Genomic DNA, 25,314 nt, shown 5'->3' on the forward strand with positions numbered 1-25,314 from the left:
TATATATGATTTAGGGAGATTGTTATGAAGAATAAGCATTTTAAGACCAACTTTAACTGGAAATATGAAGGACCTTCCTTCACCAAAGATTTATCCACAAAACAAAAGATCATCTTATTGATTTTCTGGCTTGTCGCCGGAGCTATCGGTTATTATGTGTTCCATCCGGTCATTAGCTATAAGACGGTTACTGGCTTTGCCTATGTGATCTATGTAATTGTATTGGTTGGCATTGTATCTTTGTTCTTTCAGAAATCATTGATTTCGTATGGGAAATCGTCTTTTAAAATGACGGCTTTAAAGATCATTTTAGGACTATCTGTTATTTGGGTACTTGGCTCTTTAGCCGTATGCAATCCGGTATTTATGGCTTCTTATTTTGCCGATCGTATTCAGATTGAAAATGTTGATTTTGATAAAGTAAAAGAAGTGGATTTTACTAAGACACCGATCATCGATCGCGATTCAACGATCGTTTTAGGCGACCGTGTAATGGGTGAGATGCCGGAGCTTGTTTCTCAGTTTGAAGTCAGTGAAGAATATACACAGATTTCTTATAAAGACAGCGTCTATCGCGTGACACCGCTTGAATATGCTGGTTTCTTTAAGTATCTGGGAAATCAAGAAGAAGGTATTCCTGCCTATATTCTGGTCAATTCTGTTACCGGAGAAGCTGAGCTGGTGAAACTGGAAGATTTGGGATTGGATGGAATGAAGTATGTTCCTTCCGGTTATTTTAATCATGATCTATATCGTAAGCTGCAAATGCAGTATCCAACTACGATTTTTGGGGAACCCTCTTTTGAAATCGATGAAGAAGGACACCCATGGTATATTTGCACAACGTATGATTATGCCGCTTTTGAAACTAGAAAAACGGTTTCCGGTGTTGTTTTATTTGATCCGATCACAGGAGAATCGACAAAATACGATGATGTGCTCGATGCGCCAACCTGGGTCGATCGCATTTATCCGGAAAGCTTGGTCACAGAACAGGTGAATCAAAATGGCTCCCTGCAAGATGGTTTCATTAACTCTGTTATCGGTCAAAAAAATGTCACTTATACCAGCGAAGGCTACAACTATCTGGCACAGGATGGGGATATTTATATTTATTCCGGTATCACATCGGCTAATAAAGATTCCAGTAATCTAGGCTTTGTGTTAGTCAATTTAAGAACGCATCAAGCCATGAAGATCTCATCACCGGGTGCCAATGAAACCAGCGCCATGGCTTCGGCAGAAGGCGAAGTAAAAAACTATGGCTATACATCTACCTTCCCGCTTTTGGTCAATGTCAATGGTTCACCGGTCTATATGATGGCTTTAAAAGATGACAGCGGCTTGATCAAAATGTATGCGATGGTAGATGCCAGCGATTATCAAAAAGTCGCAACGATCGCATCCGATGAGGGATTTGAGAATCTAAAAAAGAAGTTCCTGGCCTTGGAAGGGACACAAGCAATTGACAAGGATGAATTGGAAACAAAAGACATCACAATCGAAAGTGTACAGATCTTAGCTATTGAAGATACGACAAAGTGTTTTTTGACAGATACTGAACATAATCGTTATAAGTTTACGATCACGGATCAAAATGAGGATGTAGCCGCCTTTTTAAAGGCACAGAATGTCGTAACGATCACATACAGTCCGCAGGAAGATGTCAATCTGATTCAATCGATTGAAACCAAATAAGTCAATTGTATGGTTTTGTGCTAAAATATCACTATGAATAAGTTAGAAAACGCAAGAAAAACGATCAATCAGATCGATCAGGAAATGGCAGCCTTGTATGAAAAGCGAATGAATGCGGTTCAGGAAGTGCTGGCCTATAAAAAAGAAAATGGACTTCCGGTCTTCGATGCATCCAGAGAACAGGAAGTCATAGAAAGAAATCTGGAGCATATTCAAAATCCGGATTACAAGCTCTTTTATAAAGAGTTTCTACATTATGTGATGGAGAATTCAAAAGACTATCAAAAAACACTTTTAAGTGAAGATGTTGTTGCCTATGCCGGTGTACAGGGAGCTTTTTCTCAAATCATGGCACAGCGTTTATATCCGGAAAATCGGAAGCTGAATCTTAAAAACTTTGATGAAGTCTTCAAAAGCGTTGTGGAAAAGAAGGCGCAGTATGGTGTCATTCCTTTTGAGAATACGAATTCCGGCTCGGTAGGAGAAGTGTTAGATGCTTTATTGGAGTATCCGGTCTATATTCAGGGAATCTATGATCTAAAGGTAGAACAATGTCTTTTAGGAACAATGGATGCGACATTAAAAGATATCGAATGGGTTTATTCCAAAGATCAGGCATTATGGCAAGCCAAGGATTTCTTAAAGGAATTAGGCGTGCAGACAGTCAGTTATCCCAACACAGCCATGGCTGCCCAATACGTTGCCAGTGAACAGGATAAGACCAAAGCCGCTATCGGCGCCAAAGAAAATGCACAGTTGTACGGCTTAAAGGTACTGGCTTCACAAATTGAGGCACATACCGAAAACACAACTCGTTTTCTGGTCATTGGTTTAGAGCCTATGAACAAGGGTAATCGTTTTAGCGTGATTTTAAGCGTTAAACACCAGAGTGGTTCTTTAGCAAGAATCATTGAGATCATTGCCCGCTATCACATCAACATGGAAAGTATTCAATCGAGGCCGATCAAAGGGAAACCATTTGAATATTTCTTCTTTATTGAGATGGATGGAGATTTAAACAATGCCCAGGCATGTTTAAAGGATATAGAAAAAAATTGCGAGAGTTTAAAGGTTTTAGGAACTTATGCGTTAGGAGGGAAATAAGATGAGCTTTGTCAAAGAAAATGTAAATCGCCAACCGATTGTCGATACTGTATTCTCTATCGTGAAAAAGGCAAAAGAAGATAAAGAAAAGATCGGAGAAGAAAATGTTGTGGATGCGACAATTGGTTCTTTGTATAACGAACAAGGAAGTCTGGTTGCCTTAGACAGTGTATTTTCTTCGTTGAAAAGTCTGGACAACAAAGTATTGGCTGCGTATGCGGCAAGCTTTACCGGAAATGATGATTTTAAAGATCGTGTTTATAAGTGGGTGTTAAACGGAAATAGCCACTTACATCATGAAGTGATTGCGACACCGGGTGGTACCGGAGCTGTGGCAATGACCATTCAGGAATGTCTGGATGTCGGACAAACTGTCATCCTGCCGGAAATCGCATGGGGAAGCTATAACTTAATGGCACAGATGAATAACCTATCTGTTAAAACATATGCGTTGTTTGAAGAAGATCACTTTAATCTGACTTCTTTTAAAGAAACTTGTGAACAAGTTATGAAAGAACAGGATAAGCTGGTGATCGTCATCAATGATCCATGCCATAATCCTACCGGATATTCACTATCTTCACAGGAATGGAAAGATGTGATTGCGTTCTTGAATGAATGCTCTAAAACGCATAAAGTTGTTTTGTTGAATGACATTGCGTATATTGATTTTGCCTATGGACAAAAATTGGCTAAAGAATATTTCTCTGTCTTTGATGATATTTCTGAAAATATGGCAGTGATCGTAGCTTTTAGTTTAAGCAAATCTATGACAAGCTACGGTCTTCGCTGTGGTGCTGCCATCGTTATGGCACAAACGGAAGATATCGTACAGGAATTAAAAATTGTCTTTGAAAAAGATGCCAGAGCTACATGGTCAAACATCAACAACGGTGCTATGGCTGCCTTTGTCGATGTGATAGATCATCATTTAAAAGAATATGACCAGGAGCGTTTACAGTATGTTGCCTTATTAAAAAAGCGCAGTGAGCTTTTTGTCAAAGAAGCCAATGAAGTCGGCTTGAAACATTATCCATATAAAGAAGGTTTCTTTGTGACACTTTCAATGGACAATACGACAAGAGATGCCTATCATGAAGCTTTGATGAAAAATCATATCTATACGGTAAAGGTCAACAAAGGAATTCGCGTTGCGGTATGTTCTTTATCTCTTGATAAAATCAAGGGATTGGCCAAGAAAATGAAAGATATTTTAGATACAATTCAATAAAAGAATGCAGATAGACAAAAAAATAAATGTGTCTATCTGTTTTTTTGTTTATAATAGAAAATATGAAATGGGGAATTATTGATGTAGGCGGTGGTATGCGCGATATTTTCGGTACCGGTGTACTGGATGCCTGCTTAGAAAAACAAATTCAATTTGATTATGCGATCGGTGTATCGGCCGGCAGTGCCAATCTTGCCAGTTTTTTGTCCTGTCAAAAAGGAAGAAACAAGCGCTTTTATACCCAGTATGCCAAACGCAAAGAATATATGTCTTTGTCCAACTGGATTCATAAGAAAAACTATTTAGATCTGGATTATATTTATGGTACTTTAGCTAACAGTAATGGTGAAGATCCAATGGATTATGAAACATTTGCCAAGGATCCTACTGAATTTGAAGTCGTTTGTACGGATGCCAGCACAGGCAAACCAGTCTATTTTTCAAAAGAAGATATGCCTTTGGATCAGTATGACATCCTAAAGGCAAGCAGCTGCATGCCTATTGTGTGCCAGCCATATCCGATTTATGATGCCTTGTACTTTGATGGTGGAATATCCGATCCGATACCTGTTGGAAGAGCCTTACAAAAAGGATGCGATAAAGTTGTTGTGATCCTGACAAGACCAAAAGAAGAAAAAAGAAATCCGAAAAAAGATAATTTGACCTCTAAAATTTTAAGGAAAACTTATCGAAATTCCGGAAACAGTTTAAGCCAAAGAGCCTATGTTTATAATGAGAGCTTGGAACGCATACAAGAGATGGAAAAAGAAAATAAGGTTTGTATTTTGGCACCGGATACGATTGGAAATATGAAAACACTGACAATGGATGAAAACTGTCTGGAAGATTTATATCAACAGGGACAAAAGCAGATCCAAAAATTGATGGAATTTATGCAGCGTAAAACCTTTCATATCGTGACTTGATTTATTTATGAGTCATTTAGTACAATGATGTTAGAAAGGGTACGTATCGATCTTTTAAATTGGATACGATCAAAAACATATTATGATCAAAAAAATAATATCTGCGGTATTGGTATGTGCTTTTGGTATTCTGTTATTTGGCTGTGGAAGCTCTGAAAAAGTGCAGATGCAGGAAGCAAAGGAAGTTGTGGCCGATTATTTTGAAGATTTGAAGTCTGCAAAATTTGACAAAGCATCCGATTATGTTTCATCAGACTATAAGGATCCGTTGCGACTGGAAGAGATAGAACCGGCTTTGTCAGGTTTGATGTTAGGAATGAACGCTTCTATGAACACGGGTGAGGAATTTAAAAAAAGTTTTCATCAGTTTATGGATGTAGTGATGAACCAAATCGTGAATACGTATGACATAGAAAAGGCCAAATGGCAAAAAGAGGGAGTCGTGGATGTTCAGGTTAATTTTGAAGGAAAAGATCTGGCTTCTTTTGATCCTGCGGACTTAGATGAAGATGCGAATACATATATGGAGTCTTATCTTGTAGAAAATCAAGATCGTTTAACGGCATTGTATGAAGAAAAAGGCGAGCAGGAGGCTTATAAAGTCATTTTAGATGAACTGAGTAAACCTTTGTTTGAATTATTGGAAAAACATGTCAAAGAAGACTTACCGGATATCACGTATAAGGTACGATTACGTGTTGAAAAACAGAACGATGAATGGCTGATCACAAAATCAGAAATTATGAATTAAGAGGTTTCAAGCCTATTTTTTTGTTTTTAAAGAGTAGTGTATAAATCAAGTGTATATTTTACAGAATCCGAACATTTTATTCGTTGAATACGCTTACAAATACGCTATATTTTGATATAATTGAGATAAATAAAGGAGAAAGATTATGAAAAAATTAGTATCTTTGTTTGTGGCAATGGCATTTGCCATAGGCGTAGCTGGTTGTGGAAATAATAATGAAGCACAAATACAAGCAGCTACCGATGTTGTCAGTGGGTATTTGGATGCGATTCAAAATGGAAATTTAGATGAAGCAGAAGAATACACAACAGATTCCTATATTGATCCTTTAGGTATTGATAATATGGATTCGTATATGGAAAGTCTGTTAGATAGTTTGGATATGGGTGATACATTTGAACAGGAAGCCAATGATTTTGCGACAAATGCGGTAAAAGCGGCGATTACATCTTACGAGATCAATGATACAAAAATGGAAGAAGATACGATTTCAGTATTAGTTGATATCGATGGAAAAGATTATGAAAATATTGATTTTACGGCTATGGAGAGTGAATTAACAACTTATACGCAGAATTATGCCAATGAAAATTTGAATCGATTGATGCAGATTTACAATGATCAAGGAGAAGATGCCATGATGGAGGCAATGATGCAGGATATCGGCGGCTATATGTTTGATAGAATGGAAACTTTGTTTACCGGTGCAGAACAAAAGAAATACCAGATGCGTTTTGATTTAGTTCAGGATGAAAATGAATGGAAAATTAAAGCGGCAGAGATCTCTGAAGAAGCACAGTCATAAAATTGTAAAAGTCTATTAATCATAACTTCAATAGGCTTTTTAAGTGTTGAATTTTAAATTCATGGTTTGCATAAAGGAAAGATTTAAAATAAATCCAGACAGATCAACACAGGTAATCCTGGTCGCTAAACCGGGGAGCGTTAAACCTCGTTAACATAGATGGCCTGATTTTAGCGGTTAAAATGAGGTGATCGCCATGACATAGTTTGAAACACTATGTGATCGTCTTTATATCGACCAATCTACCCTTTCTCGATGTTTGAAAGAAGTCCGTAATAAACTAAGTCAATACAATTTGGAATTAATCAGTCACCCGGGTTATGGACTGAAAGTGCAGGGTGATAAGTTGGATGTACGTCTTTATTTGGCCAATAGTAAAAGTGTACATATCTTTACATCTCTGGAAGGGTATAAAGTCAGTTTTTTCAGACTAATTATCGTTCCTTTATGCACAGCTATTTTTATGATGTTATTACTTATACATTTTTATGATATTCGAATGACTTTATTAATTGCAAACAGCACACCCGTTGGTGTCATGCTTGCGATGTTTTCGCAAATGTATGCGGGAGACTTTGAATATGGTGCGCGCATTGTCAGTCTTTCTACTTTATTATCTCTCGTTAGTATTCCATTGGTGTTGAGTATCACACGTTTATTGTGGTAAATTGTATCAAAATGATTTAAAATTCATATATAAGAAATAAAAAAGTATCAAAAATTGCAATTTATGATACTTTTTTAAAAAATCACGTATAATTATTTCATATATGAATTGAGGTGATTGTTTTGGAACCTTTTCAGGCAAAAATTCTACCTGTTGAATATAAAGTTGATAAAGAATTATTAAATCTTTTAAGTGAAGCCAGTCAAAGATACGGAGAATATAAGTCTTTGTTTGATAATTTGAATTTCGATTCTTCTTTTTTCCTAGATTCTGCTTTGTTGAATGAAAGTTATAAATCCACACAAATTGAAGGAACGCAGATTTCACAGGATGAAATGTATTATTTGAAATATTTAAAGCCAACGGATGATAGCCGGGAAATTCAAAATTTGAAACGAACGATTGAGTTTGCTTATCAACAAGTTATACAAGGCAAAAAGATCGATATGTATTTAGTAAATCAAATGCATAAAATCTTATTGGATAGTGTGCGTGGAAATGATCGACAGCCAGGTCAGATTCGCTCTACCCAGAACTGGATTGCGCCTAGAGGTGTAGGAATCGAAGGTGCTATTTTCGTTCCTCCGGTGCCATAAGAAATTTATACGCTGTTACAGAATTTATATGAGTATATGAATGATGCGTTTATTGATCCTTTATTAGTCAATATTGCGTTAGCACATGCACAATTTGAGACAATACATCCCTATAGCGATGGAAACGGAAGATTAGGTCGTGCTTTGATACCGGTACAAATGGCGATGTTGGAGAAACAAAAACCAATTCTTTTTATGTCTGAAATCTTAGAGGTTTACAAACCTTCGTATCAAAGATATTTGATGGAGTACAGACAAGGAAACTACAGGGGATATTTAAAATTTTTCTCACAATGTACCATTGATCAATGCAATGCTTTTATATTGAGACTACATAAGATTAAAACGATTTATGAGGAAGATATGAAGACCATAGAACAAGTTCATAGTGGTATGGTTTATAAAATTATGCCGATCATCATGTCTCAAATTGTTTTCACAAAAAAAGAAATTGAAGATTTGACCGGTGTATCAAAAGCTACCGTATCACGGATCATCAACCGGTTGGAAGAATTAGAAGTTATTACGAAAGATGATTCCGTAATGAAAAAAGGATATAAATATAAGAAAATTTATGACTTATTTGTAGGAAAGTAAGAAAAAAGTATCATAAATCGCAATTTATGATACTTTTTTTATAAAAATTAGGTCAATTTGTTTCATGGATGATACAAAATCATTGTTTAATTACTTCTTTATTCTCATTTTTGGATTCATCGACGCCTAATATATAGGTTACAATTGTGGAAACCACAAAGGCAATGACAGCTCCTATAATGGCATACACTAAGTTCATGGTGCTACCACCGATAAAACTCAGTAAGCCTAAGAAACTGGCAACGGGTAAGAAATTATAAACTTGTAATCCGACAATGGATGCGAATAAACCGGCGGCAATTCCACCAGCCATCATGCCGATAAACGGTCTTTTGTATCGTACCCCAATTCCATACAAACCAGGTTCAGTCACACCGCCGATCATCTGGGCGATAATATAAGAAAATGCCAAGGCTCGTTGTTCTTTGTCTTTAATTCGAAGCATGGCACCCAGACACATTCCACCCACGGTGAAGGCGGCCAGTAAAACAGAAGGGGCAACGACCGATTCTACGCCGTCCTGTGCAAGAATCATAAATATTGTTGTAATAAATAGCCAATGCATCCCAGCCATAACAATATATTCCCAAAGGGCCGCAATCAATGCCATGGAAAGAATTGTGGCAAGACCGCCCATATTACCTAATGAAATCAGGGCATTGCTGATGTATTCACCTAAAATGGAACCAATCGGGCCTAAAATACAAAGGGCAATAGGAAGAATTATGGCAATGGATAAGGTGGGGGCGAAAATGGCAGATAATGTCTGTGGTATATGTTTATTGAAAAAGCGTTCAATATATGAAAATACAAAGACCGATAACAGAATCGGGATGATTGTAGAGGAATAGTTTTGTACATGGCAGGGAATACCATACACATCAAAGGCACTGCCAGTTTCAGCCATTTGCACAAATGTTGGATGCAACATGATGGCACCTATAAACATTCCTAAGATGACATTACAGTTAAAGCGTTTGGCTGCTGTATAACCAATCATGATCGGGAAAAAGTAAAAACCGGCATCCCCGACAAAGGTAAAGAGGACATACAAAGAACTCGAAGCATCGATCCAGTGTAACATATCCGGCCCTAAAATAGCTGCCAAGGTCTTAAACATTGAGGCGGCAATCAGCATCGGAATTAAAGGCATCAGGCAGGATGCTAAAACATCCAGAAAAACAGAAAGGCTGTGTTTACATTTTTCAAGCATAGAATCATCTCTCCTCACTTTTAGTATAATAAGAAACACAAAATTGGAAAGGGGGAAAATCAGGAAAACATCATACCATCCTACAAGAACATGCTATAATGGACGGGCAAAAAAAGGAGAACGTTATGTTTGATGAACTTCATGAGGAATGTGGTGTATTTGGTGCGTATCGAATCGAAAATGCCTCGAGTATAACATATTATGGATTACACTCTCTTCAACATCGTGGACAAGAAGCCAGCGGTATGGCTGTATGTGATGGAAAAGAGATCCATGTGCAAAAGGGAAAAGGTTTAACAGTCGATGTTTTTAGAAAAGATAAATTAAATCAGTTGGAAGGGGATCTGGCTATTGGACATGTGCGCTATTCGACAGCTGGAGGACAGGAAAATGAAAATATTCAGCCGATTGTGTCTAAAGGCCATTTAGGTTCTTTGGCTGTGGCACACAATGGGCAGATCGTCAATGAAAAAGAATTGCGATTGGAACTGGAAAATCAAGGTGCCATTTTTCAGGGAACCAGTGACAGTGAAGTGCTGTTACATCTGATTCAGAAAGAAAAAGGAACACTATTGGAAAAGGTCATCAAGACCGCAAGACGATTAGAAGGAGCATTCTCTTTTCTTGTGCTGGATGAAGATTCCATCTATGCGGTACGAGATCGACATGGACTTCGTCCTTTAAGCTATGCAGCGTTTAAAGATGGTTATGTGATCAGTTCGGAAACGTGTGCTTTTGAAGTTATGGGAATCTATGATTCAACTGATTTAAAGCCGGGAGAAGTGGTGGAGTTCAAAAAAGGGCTAGTCAAGAAGTATCAATATACACAAGATATTACACATCATATGTGTGCTATGGAATATATTTATTTCGCAAGACCGGATAGTGTTGTAGAAGGAATCAACGTGCATGCCTTTCGCAAAAAAACAGGAGCCGTTCTGGCTAAAAAGGATGTAGGCTTAGAGGCGGACATTGTCATAGGCGTTCCAGATTCTTCGTTAAGCGCTGCCATTGGATATGCGGAGGCTTCCGGAATACCTTTGGAAACAGGATTATATAAAAACCGTTATGTAGGTCGTACTTTCATTCAGCCAACACAAGCCATGCGTGATCGTGGAGTTCGTATGAAGCTAAGCCCTGTGACCAGTGTTGTCAAAGGAAAAAGTGTTGTCATGATCGATGATTCCATTGTACGAGGGACTACATCTCGCCGTATTGTTCGTCTGTTAAAGGAGGCCGGTGCCAAGGCTGTTCATGTGCGTATTGCTTCTCCGGTCATTACACATCCTTGTTTTTATGGAGTGGATACTTCAACAAAAGAAGAATTGATCGGGGCTCATATGAATAAGGATGAGATTGAAAAATACATTGAAGCTGATTCTTTACAATATATGGAAGTGGAAGAACTTAAACAAGTGGCAAAAGAAATTGGTTTATGTGTCGCATGCTTTAACGGGGACTATTGCACACCGCTATATTCGTATCAGAAGGTGCTGGAAAAATAATCGAGGAATAAACTAAAAAAGAGCTAATGCAAATGGAATTTTCACTTCATTTGGCATAGCTCTTTTTTCATCTATTTATGATAGTGGATCTATTTAAGCGAATCAAGCAAATCGAAAAAACTTTCAGTATCTGTGGAATATTATATGGGCATCCCATTAGAATCGAAATTCTTATGCAGGGCATGTTCTGTGATTGCTATGGAAATGAATAAAGGTATCAGTTGAACACCGATTAAGATCAGACCGGCAATACTGATAAACGTTGTGTCTTTACCGATGGCCGGCAACATAAAAAGTATTGTGATGAGTAATTGAATCCAGCCGAAACGATAAGATGTTTTACCAAAATAATGATTGGCAAATTGCCATGTCTGTTCATTTTTCATTGACATTTCTGTACGATAGCCAAATAGAGGATTGATTTCTTTTGGTGCATGCTTGGAAAAATATCTTCCCAAACCAATCATGGTAACGGGAAGTAACAGATCCATAACGAACATAAAAATCCAATATCCCATTTTAAAATATCTCCGTAGTTTTCTTAGGAGTATAGTAGTACCGATTCATAGTCTGGTAAAGTTAAAATGGCATTAAAATGATTGTAAAATGGAAAGAAACAAAAAAGGTTTTCGAATAGAAAATGATATAATAGAAACGAAAATTAAGATTTGGAAAGGATACAACTATGACAATCAAGTGTTTAGCTTTTGATTTAGATGGAACATTATTGACTGATCAAAAAGAAATTGATCCACGTACTAAGAAATCCATTCAAAGAGCAATGGAGCAGGGAATCCATATCGTCATTGCCAGTGGAAGAGATAAAAACGGAACTTCATTTGTCTATGAACCCTTAGGCTTGGAGCAAGGAAATCATTATTTGGCTTTGGTCAATGGACAGATCATCTATGATTTTGAAAAGAAAGAATATGATTTGGATGATGTATTAACACCGGAAGATGGACTAAAGATCCAACAAGTCTGTAAGCAGTTTGATATTGAAGGCATATTTTGTTGTGGCTATGATTTTTATAGTTATATTTCGGAAGCCAATCGTCAGAAAAAAATCGAACGCGAAAAATTATCAGGACAACCGATGGATTATGGATTAAAAAAAGGGGGGCCAAATCGTAACTTTATCGATCTTCCTTATAAAGAAATTGAGTTGACACAAGATATCAATAAAGTCATTATGGTGCATACTGCACAGTTCTTTGAAAAACATTTAGACGATCTAAAACAGGCTTTATCAGATTATGATGTGCTTTTGATTGGACCGGAATGGCTGGAAATCATGCCAAAGGGCGTATCCAAAGCCAGCGCTTTAAAAAAGATCTGTAAAAGAGGTGGCTTTACCATGGATGAGATCATGGCTTTTGGAGATGCCCAGAATGATATTCAGATGATCGAAAGCGTAGGAATCGGTGTTGCCATGGGAAATGCGATGGAGGAAGTTAAAGCTGTAGCCAATGTGATTTGTGATACGAATTTGAACAATGGGATCGGCAAAACGATCGATGCGCTTTTGATGGGCAAAGAAATAGACTTACGCCATGCAAAGCTGTAAGATAAGACTATAGAAAGCGATGGTGAAGGATATGGAAATTATCAATGCACAACAATTTAATGAATACATGAAGGAAGATGCGGTTTTAGTAGATTTCTTCGCAACATGGTGTGGGCCATGTAAAATGTTAAGCCCGGTATTGGAAAGTGTGGCTAGTACATTAGAAGGTAAAGTGAAGATCGTAAAAGTCGATGTGGATCAAAGCCCAGAATTGGCTCAACAATACGGTGTTATGGCTGTGCCGACAATGATCCTGTTTAAAAAAGGACAGCAGGTTACCGCATTCTCTGGTTATATGCCGGAAGCACAGCTTGTTGCCGGTATCGAAAAAGCATTATAATCAAAGAAAGTGTCATTCTCGTAATGGCACTTTTTTTATGGAAAAGAAAAATGCAGACAGCTATTTGCTTGTCTGCATCAAATGTTTCAATATGACTTTTGGTGTGATGATCACAAAACCGATCGTAATCAATAAGATGATAACCAACATAATGATAGAATACATTTCCCAGCTTGCCATTAAACCAAATAAGAAGAATGGTGCTACGGTTACCGCAAGGATAGCCCAGCTGATCAAGAACTCTAAAACAACGTTCATATTGTTTTTAACGGCACTGGTTTCATCTTCCCAGTCGGTTTTTGGATGAATACCATCGACAAAAATCGCAATCGCATTGACTAAAACGGTTGTCAAAATACTGCCTAAAAGGAAGAATAAATCGTACCAAATTGGATAAGGCAAGATCATATGAACACTAAACAACATCAAAACACAAGTTAATACCGAGAAAAGTGTTCCTACCGAACCTTTGATCATGACTTGTTTGGTAAAGTCAAAAGGAATATATTTGACAAAGTCTAAATTCTTTCCTTCTCGTGAAAAGGCAGTAGCACTGATTCCGTTTAACGATCCAGCAAAGAAACCAACGGCTGCTCCGGCAATCACCAGGATCAAAGGAAGATTGACTAAATCTTGAATGTTGATAGCCTGACTTGTTAACATTTCTTTAATTTCACTCATACCCGGCGTGACGATTGCCATCACGATAAACATGACCGGCATGACCAAAGCGGATAAAACACAGTTAGCCATATAGGCAGGGGTTCGAACCAATCGTAAAAATTCAACCTTCCAGTAGCTCCAGCTGACAGAACCTTGATTTCGATAAGAAACCTTTTTCTTTTTTCCGGCTGATGAAACCTTGGATTCTCTTGCGGCACTTAAATACAGCCTATCGGCACAAATGACAAAAACAACTCCTAAAATCAGTGTAATGGCCAGTGTGATCAAAAAATCTATAAAGGATACTTCCACGATCGATCTGGCGGCAAAAGGCACATTGGCGAAAATACGAACGATCTTCAATAGATTTTCAGGATTGTTTTGAAGCATATCCATTAAGAACATAGGATTTTCTACGTTAGCACCTAGCTGACTGGAACCGATACCGATCAATACGGCAATACCGATCGATAGAATTCCGGTGATCATGTTGAAACGATCTTTATTCTTAAAAAATGGCAATAGTCTTAATATGATCATCCAAAAGATACTTGCGACAAAGGCGGTCGGTGCCCCAATTAAAAGAATCTGAGGGATAAATAATACAATTGATAAAATATTCACATTTCCGGCGCTGATATACGCAATTAACATTGGTACCATCCCTAATAAGCTTACTAGCAGCAGGGATACATAGACGATCACAAACTTACTGGCAACGATGACTCTGGGTGTAATGGGAAGTACCAGTAAATGTTCCAAATCATTTGAAAAATAAAAGATCGATGGAAAGATAAACAAGGCTGTCCACAACATCAAAAAACAAATCATCGCAAAGCCCATTTCCATGATCAATAAATCGACGGTATGAGTCGCAAAACCAGTTTGAAACATATTAAACAGTAAGGCAAATGTGGGCAGTAAGCAGACAACCAGTACGGCTGCGACCGCGATTCCTTTTTTACCTTGTTTGGATTTTAGATCCATTCCGTAATTGGCCTTAAATAAGGCTTTGGTCACTGTCAGAAAATCACGCATTGCGTGTAACCTCCAGGAAGATTTCTTCCAAAGAATCCTTGTCTTTATGCAGTTCTTTTAGTTCATCCAGTGTACCGTTAAAACAGATGTTTCCATGATTGATGATGACGATCTTATCACATAGCTTTTCCGCAACCTCCAAAACATGGGTGGAGAAGAAAACGGTATTGCCATTATGCGCATGTTCTTTCATCATCTCTTTCAATAAGTAAGAAGAAGCAGGGTCTAATCCAGTCATTGGCTCATCCAAGATCCAGATGTTAGGATTACATACCAACGTGGCAATCAGAATGGCTTTTTGTCGCATACCGTGGGAATAGCTGGACATGCGATCGCTTAGGGCATCTTCCATACCGAAATCTTTGGCAAATTTTTGAATTCGCTCATTTCTGGTTTCTGTATCGATGTGATAGATATCTGCCATAAACTGAATATATTCCATACCACTTAAACGTAAGAACAAATCCGGAGAATCCGGTACCAGACCAAATTCACGTTTGGCATTGACCGGATCTTTTACGATGTCTTTTCCGTTTAAAGTGATGGTTCCTTCATCCGGTGTCAATACGCCTGTCATCATATGAATCGTTGTTGTTTTACCAGCTCCGTTAGGACCAATAAAGCCAACGATGCATCCGGTAGGAATGTCAACAGTCAGTTGGTTCACCGCTGTTTTTTCACCGAAACGTTTTGTCACATTTTTAATTTCAATCATACTTCTAAATCTCCTTGGCCGTATTATACCACCGGGGGGGGGTAAGCAATACAGGCATTAATTAAGATTATATTAATATTTAGTTAGTGTGTACAGTTAAATTTAGTTTATATTCCCTATTTACATGCTATAAGTGCATTAAATGGATCACAATACGTAGAATATATTGAATATAAGATATAAATCTTTTTCAAATGGTTGAGTTAAGTGCGTTTATGGAATTTCAGTTCAAACACAATTGGATAAAGAAAGAATAGATCGTTCTGTTATGGATATAAAGTTTGGTGTACAATAGACAACGTAAAAAAGGAGAGAGAATATGTCAAACACATTATTGATTGAACCTTGTATAAATGATGAGCAGCTTCATCAAACGGCTGATCTGGCTAATGCCATCTGGCATGAGTATTTTCCATTTTTGTTAAGTGATGAACAAATTGATTATATGGTGGAAAAATTCTGTAGCTTTGATGCGATGAAAGATCTGGAAAAACATCATAACTATCATTATTTTATGGTAAAGGATGATCAAGGTCTTGTTGGCTATATCGCATTAGCGCATGAAGAAACACAGTTGTTTTTAAGTAAGATCTATTTAAAGAAGGAAGCCAGAGGATGTGGGTATGCTTCTAAAATGTTTGCCTATATTCAAGAGCATGCCAAGAAATATCAGTATAACTCGATTTATCTGACATGTAATAAGCAGAATCGTCATTCTTTAGATGTATATAAGAAATGGGGATTTAAAAAAGTGGATGAGGATGTGACAGATATCGGAAACGGATATGTAATGGATGATTATATCCTGGAGTACACGCTCTAAATGAAAAAAGAATATCTTGCCTGTGAGCGCAGGGAAGTCTTCATTTTATTGATGTTTGCGGCAGGAATGATGGGCGCCTATACATTTATTTTACGTGGTGGTGTCTTCTGTAATGCGCAAACCGCAAACTTTGTGATGATGGGAGTTTCTTTAGGGACTGGAAAGTTTTCGCAGGGTTTGTATTATCTGATTCCGATCACCGCTTATTTTGCGGGAATGATCCTTTCCGAACTGTTGCCAAATCCGGTAAAACGAATTCATCTGTTTCGCTGGGATACCTATCTGGTGGCTTTTGAGATCTTCGTGTTGTTTATCGTTGGCTGGATTCCGTTGACGGTCAACCATCATGTTGTGCAAGTTATGATCAACTTTATTGCTTCGATGCAGTATAATACATTCCGCCAGGCAGAAAGTATTCCTATGGCTACTACATTTTGTACCAATCATCTGCGACAGACAGGACTTGGCTTGATCCACTACATCAAAAAAAGAGATATCAAAGCGTTATCGAAAGGGTTGGCGCATTTATCGATGCTTTTGAGTTTCTTGGCCGGAGGTATCGTTGAAGCAGCTGCCTGTTTGTGGTTACAGGAAAGAGCTATCTGGATTGCACTACTACCTCTTTTGGTGACTTTTATACTTTTGGCATGTGGTGATATTAAAGAAGATCATCGCGATTTTCAAAAGATCCCTTCCGGGCATTAACACTCTTCATTGTAAAACCTATAGAAAAAATCTATAATGAAATCAAATGGAGGGCTGATGATGCAACAGGAACCATTATACATTACAGGACATATCCATCCCGATACCGACAGTGTGGCATCGGCGATTGGGTATGCCTTTTTAAAAAGAGCGATGGGTATTCCCGCCAAGGCATGTCGATTGGGAAATTTGAATACTGAAACACGTTATTTGTTGGAGCGTTTTCATTTTGAAGAACCGGAATTATTAGAAGATGCACGAATCCAGCTAAAGGAAATGCAGCTGGATCATCCGGTCGATCTAAATCCAGAAACAACGATTTTTGAGACTTTGCAGCTGATGCAGAGTGGACAAGGGCAAGGCTTTGGGGTAACGGATGAAAATGGTGTTTTGATCGGAATAGTTACACGCAGCGATATCTCCTTTGTAGGTTTGGGTGATACGGCTCAGGGTATCGATCTGTTAAAGGAAACGCCGGTTGAAAATATTGTGAAAACAATCAGCGGAAAATTGGTTTATAGAGATGAAAATCGTCATATCAACGGGAAAGTATCAATCGTCGCATTAACGAAAAATCATGTTAAGAACTATGATATTCAGGATCGAATCGTTATTATCGGAGACGATCCACAGGCACAGTCTGACTTGATTCGAAAAGGCGCCGGTATGCTTGTCATGGTTTGGACAAAAGAGGTACAGCCGGAAGTCGTTGAACTGGCAAAACAATATCATTGCCAGCTTGTTCTATCGGGCCATGGAAGTATGAATACTTCACGTTATTTGTATTTTTCTGTGCCAATCGGATTGATCATGACGAAAAAAGTAGTTACATTTTCCGATTATGAGCTTGCCGAAGATGTCTCCAGAAAGATGCTGAAGACGCGTTATCGCATGTATCCTGTCGTGAATAAAAAATATCAGCCAATCGGTTATGTGACCCGTTATCATATGATGAATTATACGAATAAGAAGATCGTTATGGTCGATCATAATGAATTTTCACAGTCGGTCAAAGGAATCGAGCAGGCCGAACTGGTGGAAGTATTGGATCATCACAGGATCTGTGACTTTGCGACAAGCAAGCCGGTATCTTTCCGAAATGAAATCGTAGGCAGTACCGCAACGATCGTCGCCAAGATCTTTAAAGAAAACCAGATTCCGATTCCCAAAGATCTGGCTGGTCTGCTTCTGGGAGCGGTTCTTTCTGATACCTTGAAGTTCCAGTCGCCAACGACAACACAAAAGGATATTGAAGTGGCCAACATGCTGGCGGCGTTCGCTTCCTTGGATATCGATGCCTTTGCGACCGATATGTTTACAGTCAGCTCCGATATTTCCGGAAAAAGCGTGGAACAATTGGTCAATACCGATATTAAGTACTTTGAGATTCGTAATCAGAAGCTGATGATTTCGCAAGTAATCATACCTTGTGTGGACTATGTGCTAGGTTTGGATGAAGAAATCGAACAAGAGCTTTCCAAGCTTGTTAAACAAAGAGGATTGGATGTATGTGTAGGTGTTTTTACAAGCATATTGGAAAATGGTTCAGTCTTTTTCGCCTCAGGCCCTAAAAAACACTGGGTAGAAGAAGCCTTCCCATCATATAAAAATGGACATATAGTACAAAAAAACATATTATCGCGGAAGAATCAGATCGTACCGATGTTGACAGATGTGATCACAAAATCTTAATACAATTTTAATGCGAAAGAACAGAACACTAATTAAACATTAATATCTTTTGTGATATTTTTGTGTGGTGTAAAATAAGATGGAAATTCTAGCGGTTTTTCTTCTATTTGTTTATATCCATGCCGTGCTATATACATTATATGTATATAAGAAGAAACGTGGTTCACGCTAGATATAGAGAATTTGGAGAAGAGATATGTTTAAAAAAATTCAGAGGCGATTTAGCCATGCTCAGACTTTGGCCATCGGTCATTTTCTGGTGATTTTGATTGGTGCGCTGTTGTTGATGCTTCCCATTTCATCCAGAAGTGGCACATCGACAGATTTCTTGTCTTCCTTATTTACTTCAACGAGTGCGACTTGCGTGACCGGATTGGTTGTGGTAGATACCGGAACACACTGGAACTTTTTTGGGCAGTTAGTCATCATCACATTGATTCAGATTGGTGGACTGGGCTTTGTGACCATGGGTGTTTTGTTTTCGATGTTCTTGAATAAAAAGATCAGTTTACGAACTCGTGGACTGCTGCAGGATAGTCTTAACGTTGATAAGGTTGGTGGCGTTATCCGACTGGTTAAAAAAGCCTTGATGGGAACTTTAATCATTGAATCGATCGGTGCAGTTTTACTGATGTTTCGCTTCATTCCGGAATTTGGTCTACAGACAGGCTTGTGGATGAGTATTTTTCACTCCATATCGGCTTTCTGTAATGCCGGCTTTGATATTCTGGGGAGCTTCTTTGGGGCTTATAGTTCCCTGGAAACATATGCCGGGGATGTACTAATCAATATGGTCATTATGTCATTGATTGTCATCGGTGGTATCGGTTTTATCGTATGGGCCGATCTTTTGGAACATAAATGGCATTTTAGGAAATATCGTTTACATACAAAAATCGTACTCGTCACAACATTTATCTTGATTTTTGGAGGGGCGTTCCTATTCTATTTATTTGAAAAAGATGCGATTCTGGCAGGACGTCCGATTCATGAACAGATTTTATGTTGTTTATTTAGTTCGGTTACAGCACGTACAGCCGGTTTTAATTCAGTTGATTTCGGTGTGGTACGACAAAGCAGTGCTTTATTGATGTGCGTGCTGATGTATATCGGAGGAAGCCCCGGATCAACAGCCGGTGGTATCAAAACGACAACGGTAGCGGTCTTGTTCTCTTCTTGGTTTAACAGTGTACGTGGTCATCATGACTGTAACTTATTTAAACGTCAGGTTTCCAAGGATACCGTACGAGAATCCAGTAATGTTTTGATCATGACGATGACCTTGGCGTTAGTTTCCATCATGACGATTTGTGCAATACAGGATTTGAATATGTTGGATGTGGCTTTTGAAGTGTTCTCCGGTTTAGGCACTGTCGGAATGACGACTGGAATCACAAGAGACCTTGTGCCGGTCAGCCGTGTGATCATTATTTTGATGATGTATTTAGGACGTATAGGATCCATGTCCTTTGCGTATAGCTTCTTTGAAAAGAAAAGTGTGCCGGCCGTACAAAACCCGGTAGAGAAAGTGATGGTAGGTTAAGATGAAAACAGTATTGATTATCGGATTAGGACGATTTGGACGTCATTTGGCCACTCGAATGGCAAAATTAGGCAATGAAGTTATGGTTGTTGATCAGGATGCCGAAGTAGTAGAAAAGTTGTTGCCAATTGTAACAGATGGAAAAATCGGTGATTGTACGGATGAAGAAGTACTTCGCTCTTTAGGTGTCAACAACTATGATATTTGTTTTGTCTGTACCGGAAGCAGCTTTCAAAGCTCTTTGGAGATTACGGATCAATTAAAGGTTTTGGGTGCCAAGAAAGTCATTAGTAAAGCGGATCGTGATATTCAGGCAAAATTCCTGTTGAAAAACGGAGCGGATGAAGTCGTGTATCCAAACCGGGATATTGCGGAGAAAATGGCGGTTCGCTGCAGTATGAACAATGTCTTTGATTATGTAGAGCTTTCACAAGGATACTCCATCTATGAAATTCCACCATTACCGAAGTGGGTAGGAAGAACAGTCGGTGAAGTTGATATTCGACGTCAGTACAGTCTGAGCATCATCAGCACGAAAAAAGAAGGAAAGCTGGATATGCTTCCAGGTGCCGGTCATGTCATTGAAGCCGATGAGCATCTTGTTGTTATTGGGCTTCAAAAAGATATCGATAGAGTGGTAGGACAATTTAAGTAATAGATTAAGCCATGATCGTACAAGATCACGGCTTTTCTTTTTATAAAATCATAGAAAAAAGGAATGTACAACGTGTGATAAATACGATATAAATGAGATAAAGATGAGAATATAGGAGAGAATTAAGCTCATGAAAAAGATCGTTAAAATCATGCCACATTATGAGCCTAGAATGTGGGGCGGAGGTACCCGGCTAAAAGAAGAATTTCACTATGATACAGATGTATCTCCTTTAGGGGAAGTCTATAATGTGGTGGCATTGCCGGGACATGCGGATTGTGAAGTGCCGGAAATGAATTGTACATTGTCGGAATTGTATGATCAGAAGCCAGAATGGTTTGAATGTGAGACTAAACAGTTGACAGTTCGTGTCAATATCTTAGATCCCATGGAAGATCTTTCTATTCAAATCCATCCGGATGATACATTTGCCAAAGCGTATAACGGCGGTCGAGGGAAACCGGAGGCATGGGTCATTTTAGATGCGCCAAAAGATGGATATATTGAATTTGGGCATTGGGCCAACACGAAAGAAGAATTTATGGAATGGACAAGGCAGAAAGAATGGAAAAAACTGTTACGCTATCTTTCTACACCAATAGATGGATTTATCGATATTCCTACCGGTACGCTGCATGCGATAGGAAAAGGAGTGCTCACATACAATATATCCCGAAATGCAGATTTGACACTTCGCTTGTATGATTATGATCGTATTGATCCAGGTACACGTAAGAAAAGAGAGATTCAACCGCAGGAGGTTTTTGAAAATGTCAATATTCCGGATAAGAGGATTGAGTTTCAAATGTTTCCGTCTTCTTTTGAATTTGGCTGTAAAGTCACACGATATGGGGATGAACCCGGATTATATACATTATTTCGCTTACAGATCGATGAAAAGGGGAAATTTCTTCATGATCGATTTGCCTTCTATACCTGTGTAAAAGGGCAGGGGACAATCAATGATATCCCTATTCGACAAGGCGAAACAATACTGGTTCCAGCTGATATGGGATGGATGCATTTTGAAGGAAAGATGGATCTTTTCCTAGCATCTTATCGTAATGAAAATGTTTAAAAAAGAGCTTTGAAAAAACCTCAAAGCTCTTAGCCTATGCGTTAGTTTCCGTATTGTTTAAAGAAGTCGGAATTTCTACCGGTTTATTTAAAATATACATAAACTGTTCGCCGGTAATGGTTTCTTTTTCATAAAGATATTTGGCAAGTTCATGCAGTTTCATCTTATTGTCTAATAAGATTTGATAAGCTTCATCATGGGCTTTTTTGATTAAAGTGGCTACTTCTTCATCGATTTTAGTTGCGGTTTCATTCGAACACTGCAGGCTTGTATCGCCACCTAAGTATGCATTGTTTACTGTTTCCAAAGCCATCATGCCAAAGTTATCGCTCATACCGTAGCGTGTGATCATGGCACGTGCCAGTTTGGTGGCCTGCTCAATATCGTTGCTGGCGCCGGTTGTGATAGAATTAAAGATCAGTTCCTCGGCACATCGACCACCAGTATAGATCATCAATCGATGATAAGCATCTTCTTTCGATACCAGATATTGTTCATTTTGTTCAACCTGCATGGTATAACCTAAAGCCCCTTTGGTTCTTGGGATAATCGTAATTTTATGAACCGGCGCACTGTTTTGGCATTTGGCAGCGACTAAGGCATGGCCAATTTCATGATAGGATACGATCATACGCTCTTTATTGGAAATGGCCGTTCCTTTTTTCTGTTCACCGGCTATGACGATTTCAATAGCTTCTTCCAAGTCACGTTGAACAACCATCTTTCGTCTGTCTCGTACGGCTAATAAGGCAGCTTCATTGACCATATTGGCTAAATCAGCTCCACTGGCACCGGCACTGGCTCTTGCGATTACATTAAAATCAATTTCTGGAGAACATTTCACATCTTTTGCATGGAGCCTAAGAATTGCTTCTCGTCCGGCTAAATCTGGTAGTTCTACAGGAATTCGACGATCGAATCTTCCCGGTCTTGTCAAAGCCGGGTCTAAGGATTCCGGACGGTTGGTTGCTGCCAATAAGACAACACCTTTCGATCCGTCAAATCCATCCATTTCCGCTAACAGCTGGTTTAATGTCTGCTCTCGCTCATCGTTTCCGGATAATCCGGCACCATCTCGTTTTTTACCAATGGTATCAATCTCATCAATAAATACGATACAAGGTGCTTTTTCACGTGCTTGTTTAAATAGATCCCGGACCTTGGCAGCTCCACGACCGACAAACATTTCTACAAATTCAGAACCGGAAATAGAGAAGAAAGGAACACCGGCTTCACCGGCTACTGCTTTGGCTAATAAAGTTTTACCGGTTCCCGGAGGGCCAACCAACAAAGCACCTTTAGGCATCTGTGCACCAATTTCTTTATATTTTTTCGGGTTGTTTAAGAAATCCACGATTTCTTTTAAATTTTCTTTGGCTTCTTCCTGCCCGGCTACATCATGGAATGTCTTTCCGGTCTTTTTGCCTTCATAGACTTTTACATTGGATTTTCCTAAATTTCCAAAACCAAAGCCTCCCTGGCCAAAGGACATACTTTCGTTTCCGGTTTTGCTTTGGATCTTCTTAAACATGCGTCGTCCAAACCACCAGAAGATGAATATCGGCAAAAATAAAGTTAAGAGATAATAGACAAACGGATTGATCTGTGTCGGGATGACCTGTGTAAAGTTAGCGCCGGAAGCATCAAGTCGATTTACCAGATCACCATCGTTCATTAATCCGGTTTCATAGGTTTTGTTGTCTTCACCTTTTAATGTGTAATATACCGTCTGGTCTTCAATCTGTACATTTTCAACATCTTTTTCTTCAATCGAATCTAAAAAGTCAGAATATGTTGTTGATTCCATACGACTGGAATTGAACAGAGGCATCACAATAAAATTTAAAGCCAGGATAATAATTAATATAATGGCATAGTAACGATATAAGGATCGTTTGGGTTGATTGTTCATGAATCTATCCTCCTAAAAGAATTGATATCATTATAAATCTTTTTAGCACTCTGTCAATTGGTTTGCTAAAGAAAAGATAATTTCACATAATGTAAAGAAGATATCTATAAATTTTGTTGGACACTAGGGTAAAAAATAGATAGAAAAGAGTTCTATCCATAAAAATCTTTGTTCAATTTGTATAAAAAGGGCCAGGCAGTTTTTAAATTTCTGCCTGGCAATTTTTAGTAGAGATTGATTTTGAAAAAATACAATATAAGTTTATTTCAATATGTTTTGTATTTCTTCTAATGGTTTTTGAGTTGCTTTAGAAATCTCTTCTGCAGTCATTGTTTGGGATAATAGCTTTATTAGGTCTTTCTGTCCTTCTTCACGGCCTTTCTCTTTTGCCCGTTTGATTCGTGCATTTTCCATTCGAATGCTGTCATTGATACTCAACTGTTCGAATTCTTCATTGAGCTGATCGATCCATTCCTGGCTCATATACTTGATGATCCTGTCTGCCATGGCGATTCCTTCTTCCTGCTTGATTACTTCTTTGATTATAGACTGTTTTCCTTCGTCTTCAAAGTATTTCAGAAAGAAACTCCACTTTTCAAGTAAGCTCATGTCTTTTACATTCATCAAAGGAACTTTGGGAAGCTGAACAAAGATCAGCTGCATTAACTGTCCGGCGTATTTTAAAGCCTGTCCTTTCCAGTTTCTTTGTTCAAACTGTTCCACCAGCTTTTCATATTCCGAAGAAATGATAAAATCTGTGATCACGATTTGATAAACAGGATGAAAATTCGAATAGGGTTCTTTTTCCTTAAGTACTTGTCTGGATGCTAAACGAATTTCATAATAGAACATGCGATAAAAGAATTCTTCTGGATCGTAAACCACTTGCATTTCGATATTGGCCAGACGGCCGTCATCAAAAGAGACAAGAAGATCCATGCGGGGATGTTTTTGGTTCGCAATTTCTGATCTATCAGCTATCAAAACAAAGCAGTAAAAGAAGGCAGGTACATAAAGATTTCACATACTAGTAATAATAGCCTCACTATTAGATACGAAAAAAATCAGGAAAACTATTAAAAAAATTGACGAATATTTTTATATCGTGTTTTAAGCCAGAGAAAACAATTCTTATGTTTGACAGATTTGATAATTTCACACATTTAAACAGTACTGAAAACACAGAAAACGCATATAGTATATGGGCAAATAAGGGGATGATTTCTATGAAGAAGGATGTATATCGTTACATAATGTTTTTTATCTTGAACTTGATCTTTTTTATCTATACATGGATTTGTAATACGCATATGTCAACGTTACATATCGGATTGGCGATATGTTGTCTAGTTGGAGATGTGGGATGGCTTGGCTGGTCTTTTTATCATCATCAAAAATGGTATGAAAAATATTCAGCTTTTTTCTGTGCCTTGGTTCCATTGTTGACATTATTGATTTATTTTCGGGGAACTCGGTAAAGAAAAAAGAAC

25 protein-coding genes and 1 pseudogene are annotated in these 25,314 nt (G+C 38.3%); 20 read left to right on the forward strand and 6 right to left on the reverse strand.

The features are described 5' to 3' along the window. Nucleotides 1-24 precede the first annotated feature (24 nt). The 10 genes and pseudogenes from G413_RS0106060 to G413_RS12310 all read left to right on the forward strand — a co-directional run bounded on the left by G413_RS0106060 (nucleotide 25) and on the right by G413_RS12310 (nucleotide 8,375). Nucleotides 25-1,698, forward strand: coding sequence for a hypothetical protein (locus tag G413_RS0106060; protein ID WP_022790027.1), 1,674 nt, complete (start codon nucleotides 25-27; stop codon nucleotides 1,696-1,698). Nucleotides 1,699-1,731: 33 nt separating this feature from the next. Next, nucleotides 1,732-2,802, forward strand: a complete 1,071-nt coding sequence (locus G413_RS0106065; RefSeq protein ID WP_022790028.1) for a chorismate mutase — start codon at nucleotides 1,732-1,734, stop codon at nucleotides 2,800-2,802. 1 nt (nucleotide 2,803) lies between these two features. After that, nucleotides 2,804-4,033 carry a pyridoxal phosphate-dependent aminotransferase gene (locus tag G413_RS0106070; RefSeq protein WP_022790029.1) on the forward strand — a complete coding sequence of 410 codons (1,230 nt, stop codon included), beginning with the start codon at nucleotides 2,804-2,806 and terminating at the stop codon, nucleotides 4,031-4,033. Nucleotides 4,034-4,095: 62 nt separating this feature from the next. Beyond that, nucleotides 4,096-4,959, forward strand: a complete 864-nt coding sequence (locus tag G413_RS0106075) for a patatin-like phospholipase family protein (protein WP_022790030.1) — start codon at nucleotides 4,096-4,098, stop codon at nucleotides 4,957-4,959. A gap of 82 nt (nucleotides 4,960-5,041) precedes the next feature. Continuing rightward, entirely contained in the window at nucleotides 5,042-5,710 is a 669-nt protein-coding gene (locus G413_RS0106080; protein WP_022790031.1) for a hypothetical protein, read from the forward strand. Between the two features lie 145 nt (nucleotides 5,711-5,855). Then, on the forward strand, nucleotides 5,856-6,515 hold the full coding sequence (locus G413_RS0106085; RefSeq protein WP_022790032.1) for a hypothetical protein: 660 nt from the start codon (nucleotides 5,856-5,858) through the stop codon (nucleotides 6,513-6,515). Nucleotides 6,516-6,735: 220 nt separating this feature from the next. Next, nucleotides 6,736-6,873, forward strand: a pseudogene (locus tag G413_RS12480) (helix-turn-helix domain-containing protein); the annotation flags it as partial. Continuing rightward, the gene (locus tag G413_RS12300; protein ID WP_276329716.1) at nucleotides 6,847-7,182 is read left to right on the forward strand and encodes an AEC family transporter; all 336 of its coding nucleotides are present in this window, start codon (nucleotides 6,847-6,849) and stop codon (nucleotides 7,180-7,182) included. The pseudogene G413_RS12480 and the gene G413_RS12300, both read left to right, overlap by 27 nt. Before the next feature lie 122 nt (nucleotides 7,183-7,304). Next, on the forward strand, nucleotides 7,305-7,778 hold the full coding sequence (locus tag G413_RS12305; RefSeq protein ID WP_211210463.1) for a Fic family protein: 474 nt from the start codon (nucleotides 7,305-7,307) through the stop codon (nucleotides 7,776-7,778). 12 nt (nucleotides 7,779-7,790) lie between these two features. Next, on the forward strand, nucleotides 7,791-8,375 hold the full coding sequence (locus tag G413_RS12310) for a Fic family protein (RefSeq protein ID WP_276329715.1): 585 nt from the start codon (nucleotides 7,791-7,793) through the stop codon (nucleotides 8,373-8,375). Between the two features lie 79 nt (nucleotides 8,376-8,454). Here G413_RS12310 and G413_RS11090 read toward each other — a convergent pair whose 3' ends face one another. Continuing rightward, a complete protein-coding gene (locus G413_RS11090) occupies nucleotides 8,455-9,588 on the reverse strand; it encodes a PTS sugar transporter subunit IIC (RefSeq protein ID WP_022790034.1) in 1,134 nt (377 codons plus the stop codon). 125 nt (nucleotides 9,589-9,713) lie between these two features. Here G413_RS11090 and purF point away from each other — a divergent pair, with 125 nt between their 5' ends. Then, the gene (gene purF / locus G413_RS0106105; RefSeq protein WP_027969085.1) at nucleotides 9,714-11,093 is read left to right on the forward strand and encodes an amidophosphoribosyltransferase; all 1,380 of its coding nucleotides are present in this window, start codon (nucleotides 9,714-9,716) and stop codon (nucleotides 11,091-11,093) included. Between the two features lie 140 nt (nucleotides 11,094-11,233). On the opposite strand, the gene G413_RS0106110 is transcribed toward purF, so the two are convergent. After that, a complete protein-coding gene (locus G413_RS0106110) occupies nucleotides 11,234-11,611 on the reverse strand; it encodes an SdpI family protein (protein ID WP_022790036.1) in 378 nt (125 codons plus the stop codon). A gap of 167 nt (nucleotides 11,612-11,778) precedes the next feature. Here G413_RS0106110 and G413_RS11095 point away from each other — a divergent pair, with 167 nt between their 5' ends. Together G413_RS11095 and trxA are read left to right on the forward strand one after the other, a co-directional pair. Next, nucleotides 11,779-12,660 (forward strand): Cof-type HAD-IIB family hydrolase, encoded by an 882-nt coding sequence (locus G413_RS11095; RefSeq protein ID WP_022790037.1) that lies wholly within the window; start codon nucleotides 11,779-11,781, stop codon nucleotides 12,658-12,660. Nucleotides 12,661-12,691: 31 nt separating this feature from the next. Continuing rightward, entirely contained in the window at nucleotides 12,692-13,000 is a 309-nt protein-coding gene (gene trxA / locus G413_RS0106120; protein ID WP_022790038.1) for a thioredoxin, read from the forward strand. Nucleotides 13,001-13,060: 60 nt separating this feature from the next. Here trxA and G413_RS0106125 read toward each other — a convergent pair whose 3' ends face one another. Next, nucleotides 13,061-14,701 (reverse strand): hypothetical protein, encoded by a 1,641-nt coding sequence (locus G413_RS0106125; RefSeq protein ID WP_022790039.1) that lies wholly within the window; start codon nucleotides 14,699-14,701, stop codon nucleotides 13,061-13,063. Next, nucleotides 14,694-15,416 (reverse strand): ABC transporter ATP-binding protein, encoded by a 723-nt coding sequence (locus tag G413_RS0106130; RefSeq protein WP_022790040.1) that lies wholly within the window; start codon nucleotides 15,414-15,416, stop codon nucleotides 14,694-14,696. The genes G413_RS0106125 and G413_RS0106130 overlap by 8 nt, the downstream gene beginning before the upstream one ends. A gap of 319 nt (nucleotides 15,417-15,735) precedes the next feature. On the opposite strand from G413_RS0106130, the gene G413_RS0106135 reads away from it, so the two are divergent. From G413_RS0106135 to G413_RS0106160, 6 genes are all read left to right on the forward strand, one after another. Further along, nucleotides 15,736-16,239, forward strand: a complete 504-nt coding sequence (locus G413_RS0106135; protein ID WP_022790041.1) for a GNAT family N-acetyltransferase — start codon at nucleotides 15,736-15,738, stop codon at nucleotides 16,237-16,239. Further along, nucleotides 16,240-16,944 carry a YoaK family protein gene (locus G413_RS11100; protein WP_022790042.1) on the forward strand — a complete coding sequence of 235 codons (705 nt, stop codon included), beginning with the start codon at nucleotides 16,240-16,242 and terminating at the stop codon, nucleotides 16,942-16,944. It begins immediately after the preceding gene. A 57-nt stretch (nucleotides 16,945-17,001) separates the two neighbouring features. Next, entirely contained in the window at nucleotides 17,002-18,636 is a 1,635-nt protein-coding gene (locus G413_RS0106145) for a putative manganese-dependent inorganic diphosphatase (RefSeq protein ID WP_027969086.1), read from the forward strand. Nucleotides 18,637-18,832: 196 nt separating this feature from the next. Continuing rightward, the gene (locus G413_RS0106150; RefSeq protein ID WP_022790044.1) at nucleotides 18,833-20,179 is read left to right on the forward strand and encodes a TrkH family potassium uptake protein; all 1,347 of its coding nucleotides are present in this window, start codon (nucleotides 18,833-18,835) and stop codon (nucleotides 20,177-20,179) included. Nucleotide 20,180: 1 nt separating this feature from the next. Continuing rightward, a complete protein-coding gene (locus G413_RS0106155) occupies nucleotides 20,181-20,834 on the forward strand; it encodes a potassium channel family protein (protein ID WP_022790045.1) in 654 nt (217 codons plus the stop codon). 130 nt (nucleotides 20,835-20,964) lie between these two features. After that, the gene (locus tag G413_RS0106160) at nucleotides 20,965-21,912 is read left to right on the forward strand and encodes a type I phosphomannose isomerase catalytic subunit (RefSeq protein ID WP_022790046.1); all 948 of its coding nucleotides are present in this window, start codon (nucleotides 20,965-20,967) and stop codon (nucleotides 21,910-21,912) included. A gap of 34 nt (nucleotides 21,913-21,946) precedes the next feature. Here G413_RS0106160 and ftsH read toward each other — a convergent pair whose 3' ends face one another. After that, on the reverse strand, nucleotides 21,947-23,824 hold the full coding sequence (gene ftsH, locus G413_RS0106165) for an ATP-dependent zinc metalloprotease FtsH (RefSeq protein WP_022790047.1): 1,878 nt from the start codon (nucleotides 23,822-23,824) through the stop codon (nucleotides 21,947-21,949). Between the two features lie 261 nt (nucleotides 23,825-24,085). After that, nucleotides 24,086-24,808: an Rpn family recombination-promoting nuclease/putative transposase gene (locus G413_RS0106170; RefSeq protein ID WP_276329710.1), complete on the reverse strand. Its 723-nt coding sequence runs from the start codon at nucleotides 24,806-24,808 to the stop codon at nucleotides 24,086-24,088. Nucleotides 24,809-25,050: 242 nt separating this feature from the next. Between G413_RS0106170 and G413_RS0106175 the strand changes: the two genes are divergently transcribed. Further along, nucleotides 25,051-25,302 (forward strand): hypothetical protein, encoded by a 252-nt coding sequence (locus G413_RS0106175; protein WP_022790049.1) that lies wholly within the window; start codon nucleotides 25,051-25,053, stop codon nucleotides 25,300-25,302. The last annotated feature ends 12 nt before the right edge of the window (nucleotides 25,303-25,314 follow it).

The organism is Faecalicoccus pleomorphus DSM 20574, from assembly GCF_000420345.1.
Taxonomy (GTDB): domain Bacteria; phylum Bacillota_I; class Bacilli_A; order Erysipelotrichales; family Erysipelotrichaceae; genus Faecalicoccus; species Faecalicoccus pleomorphus.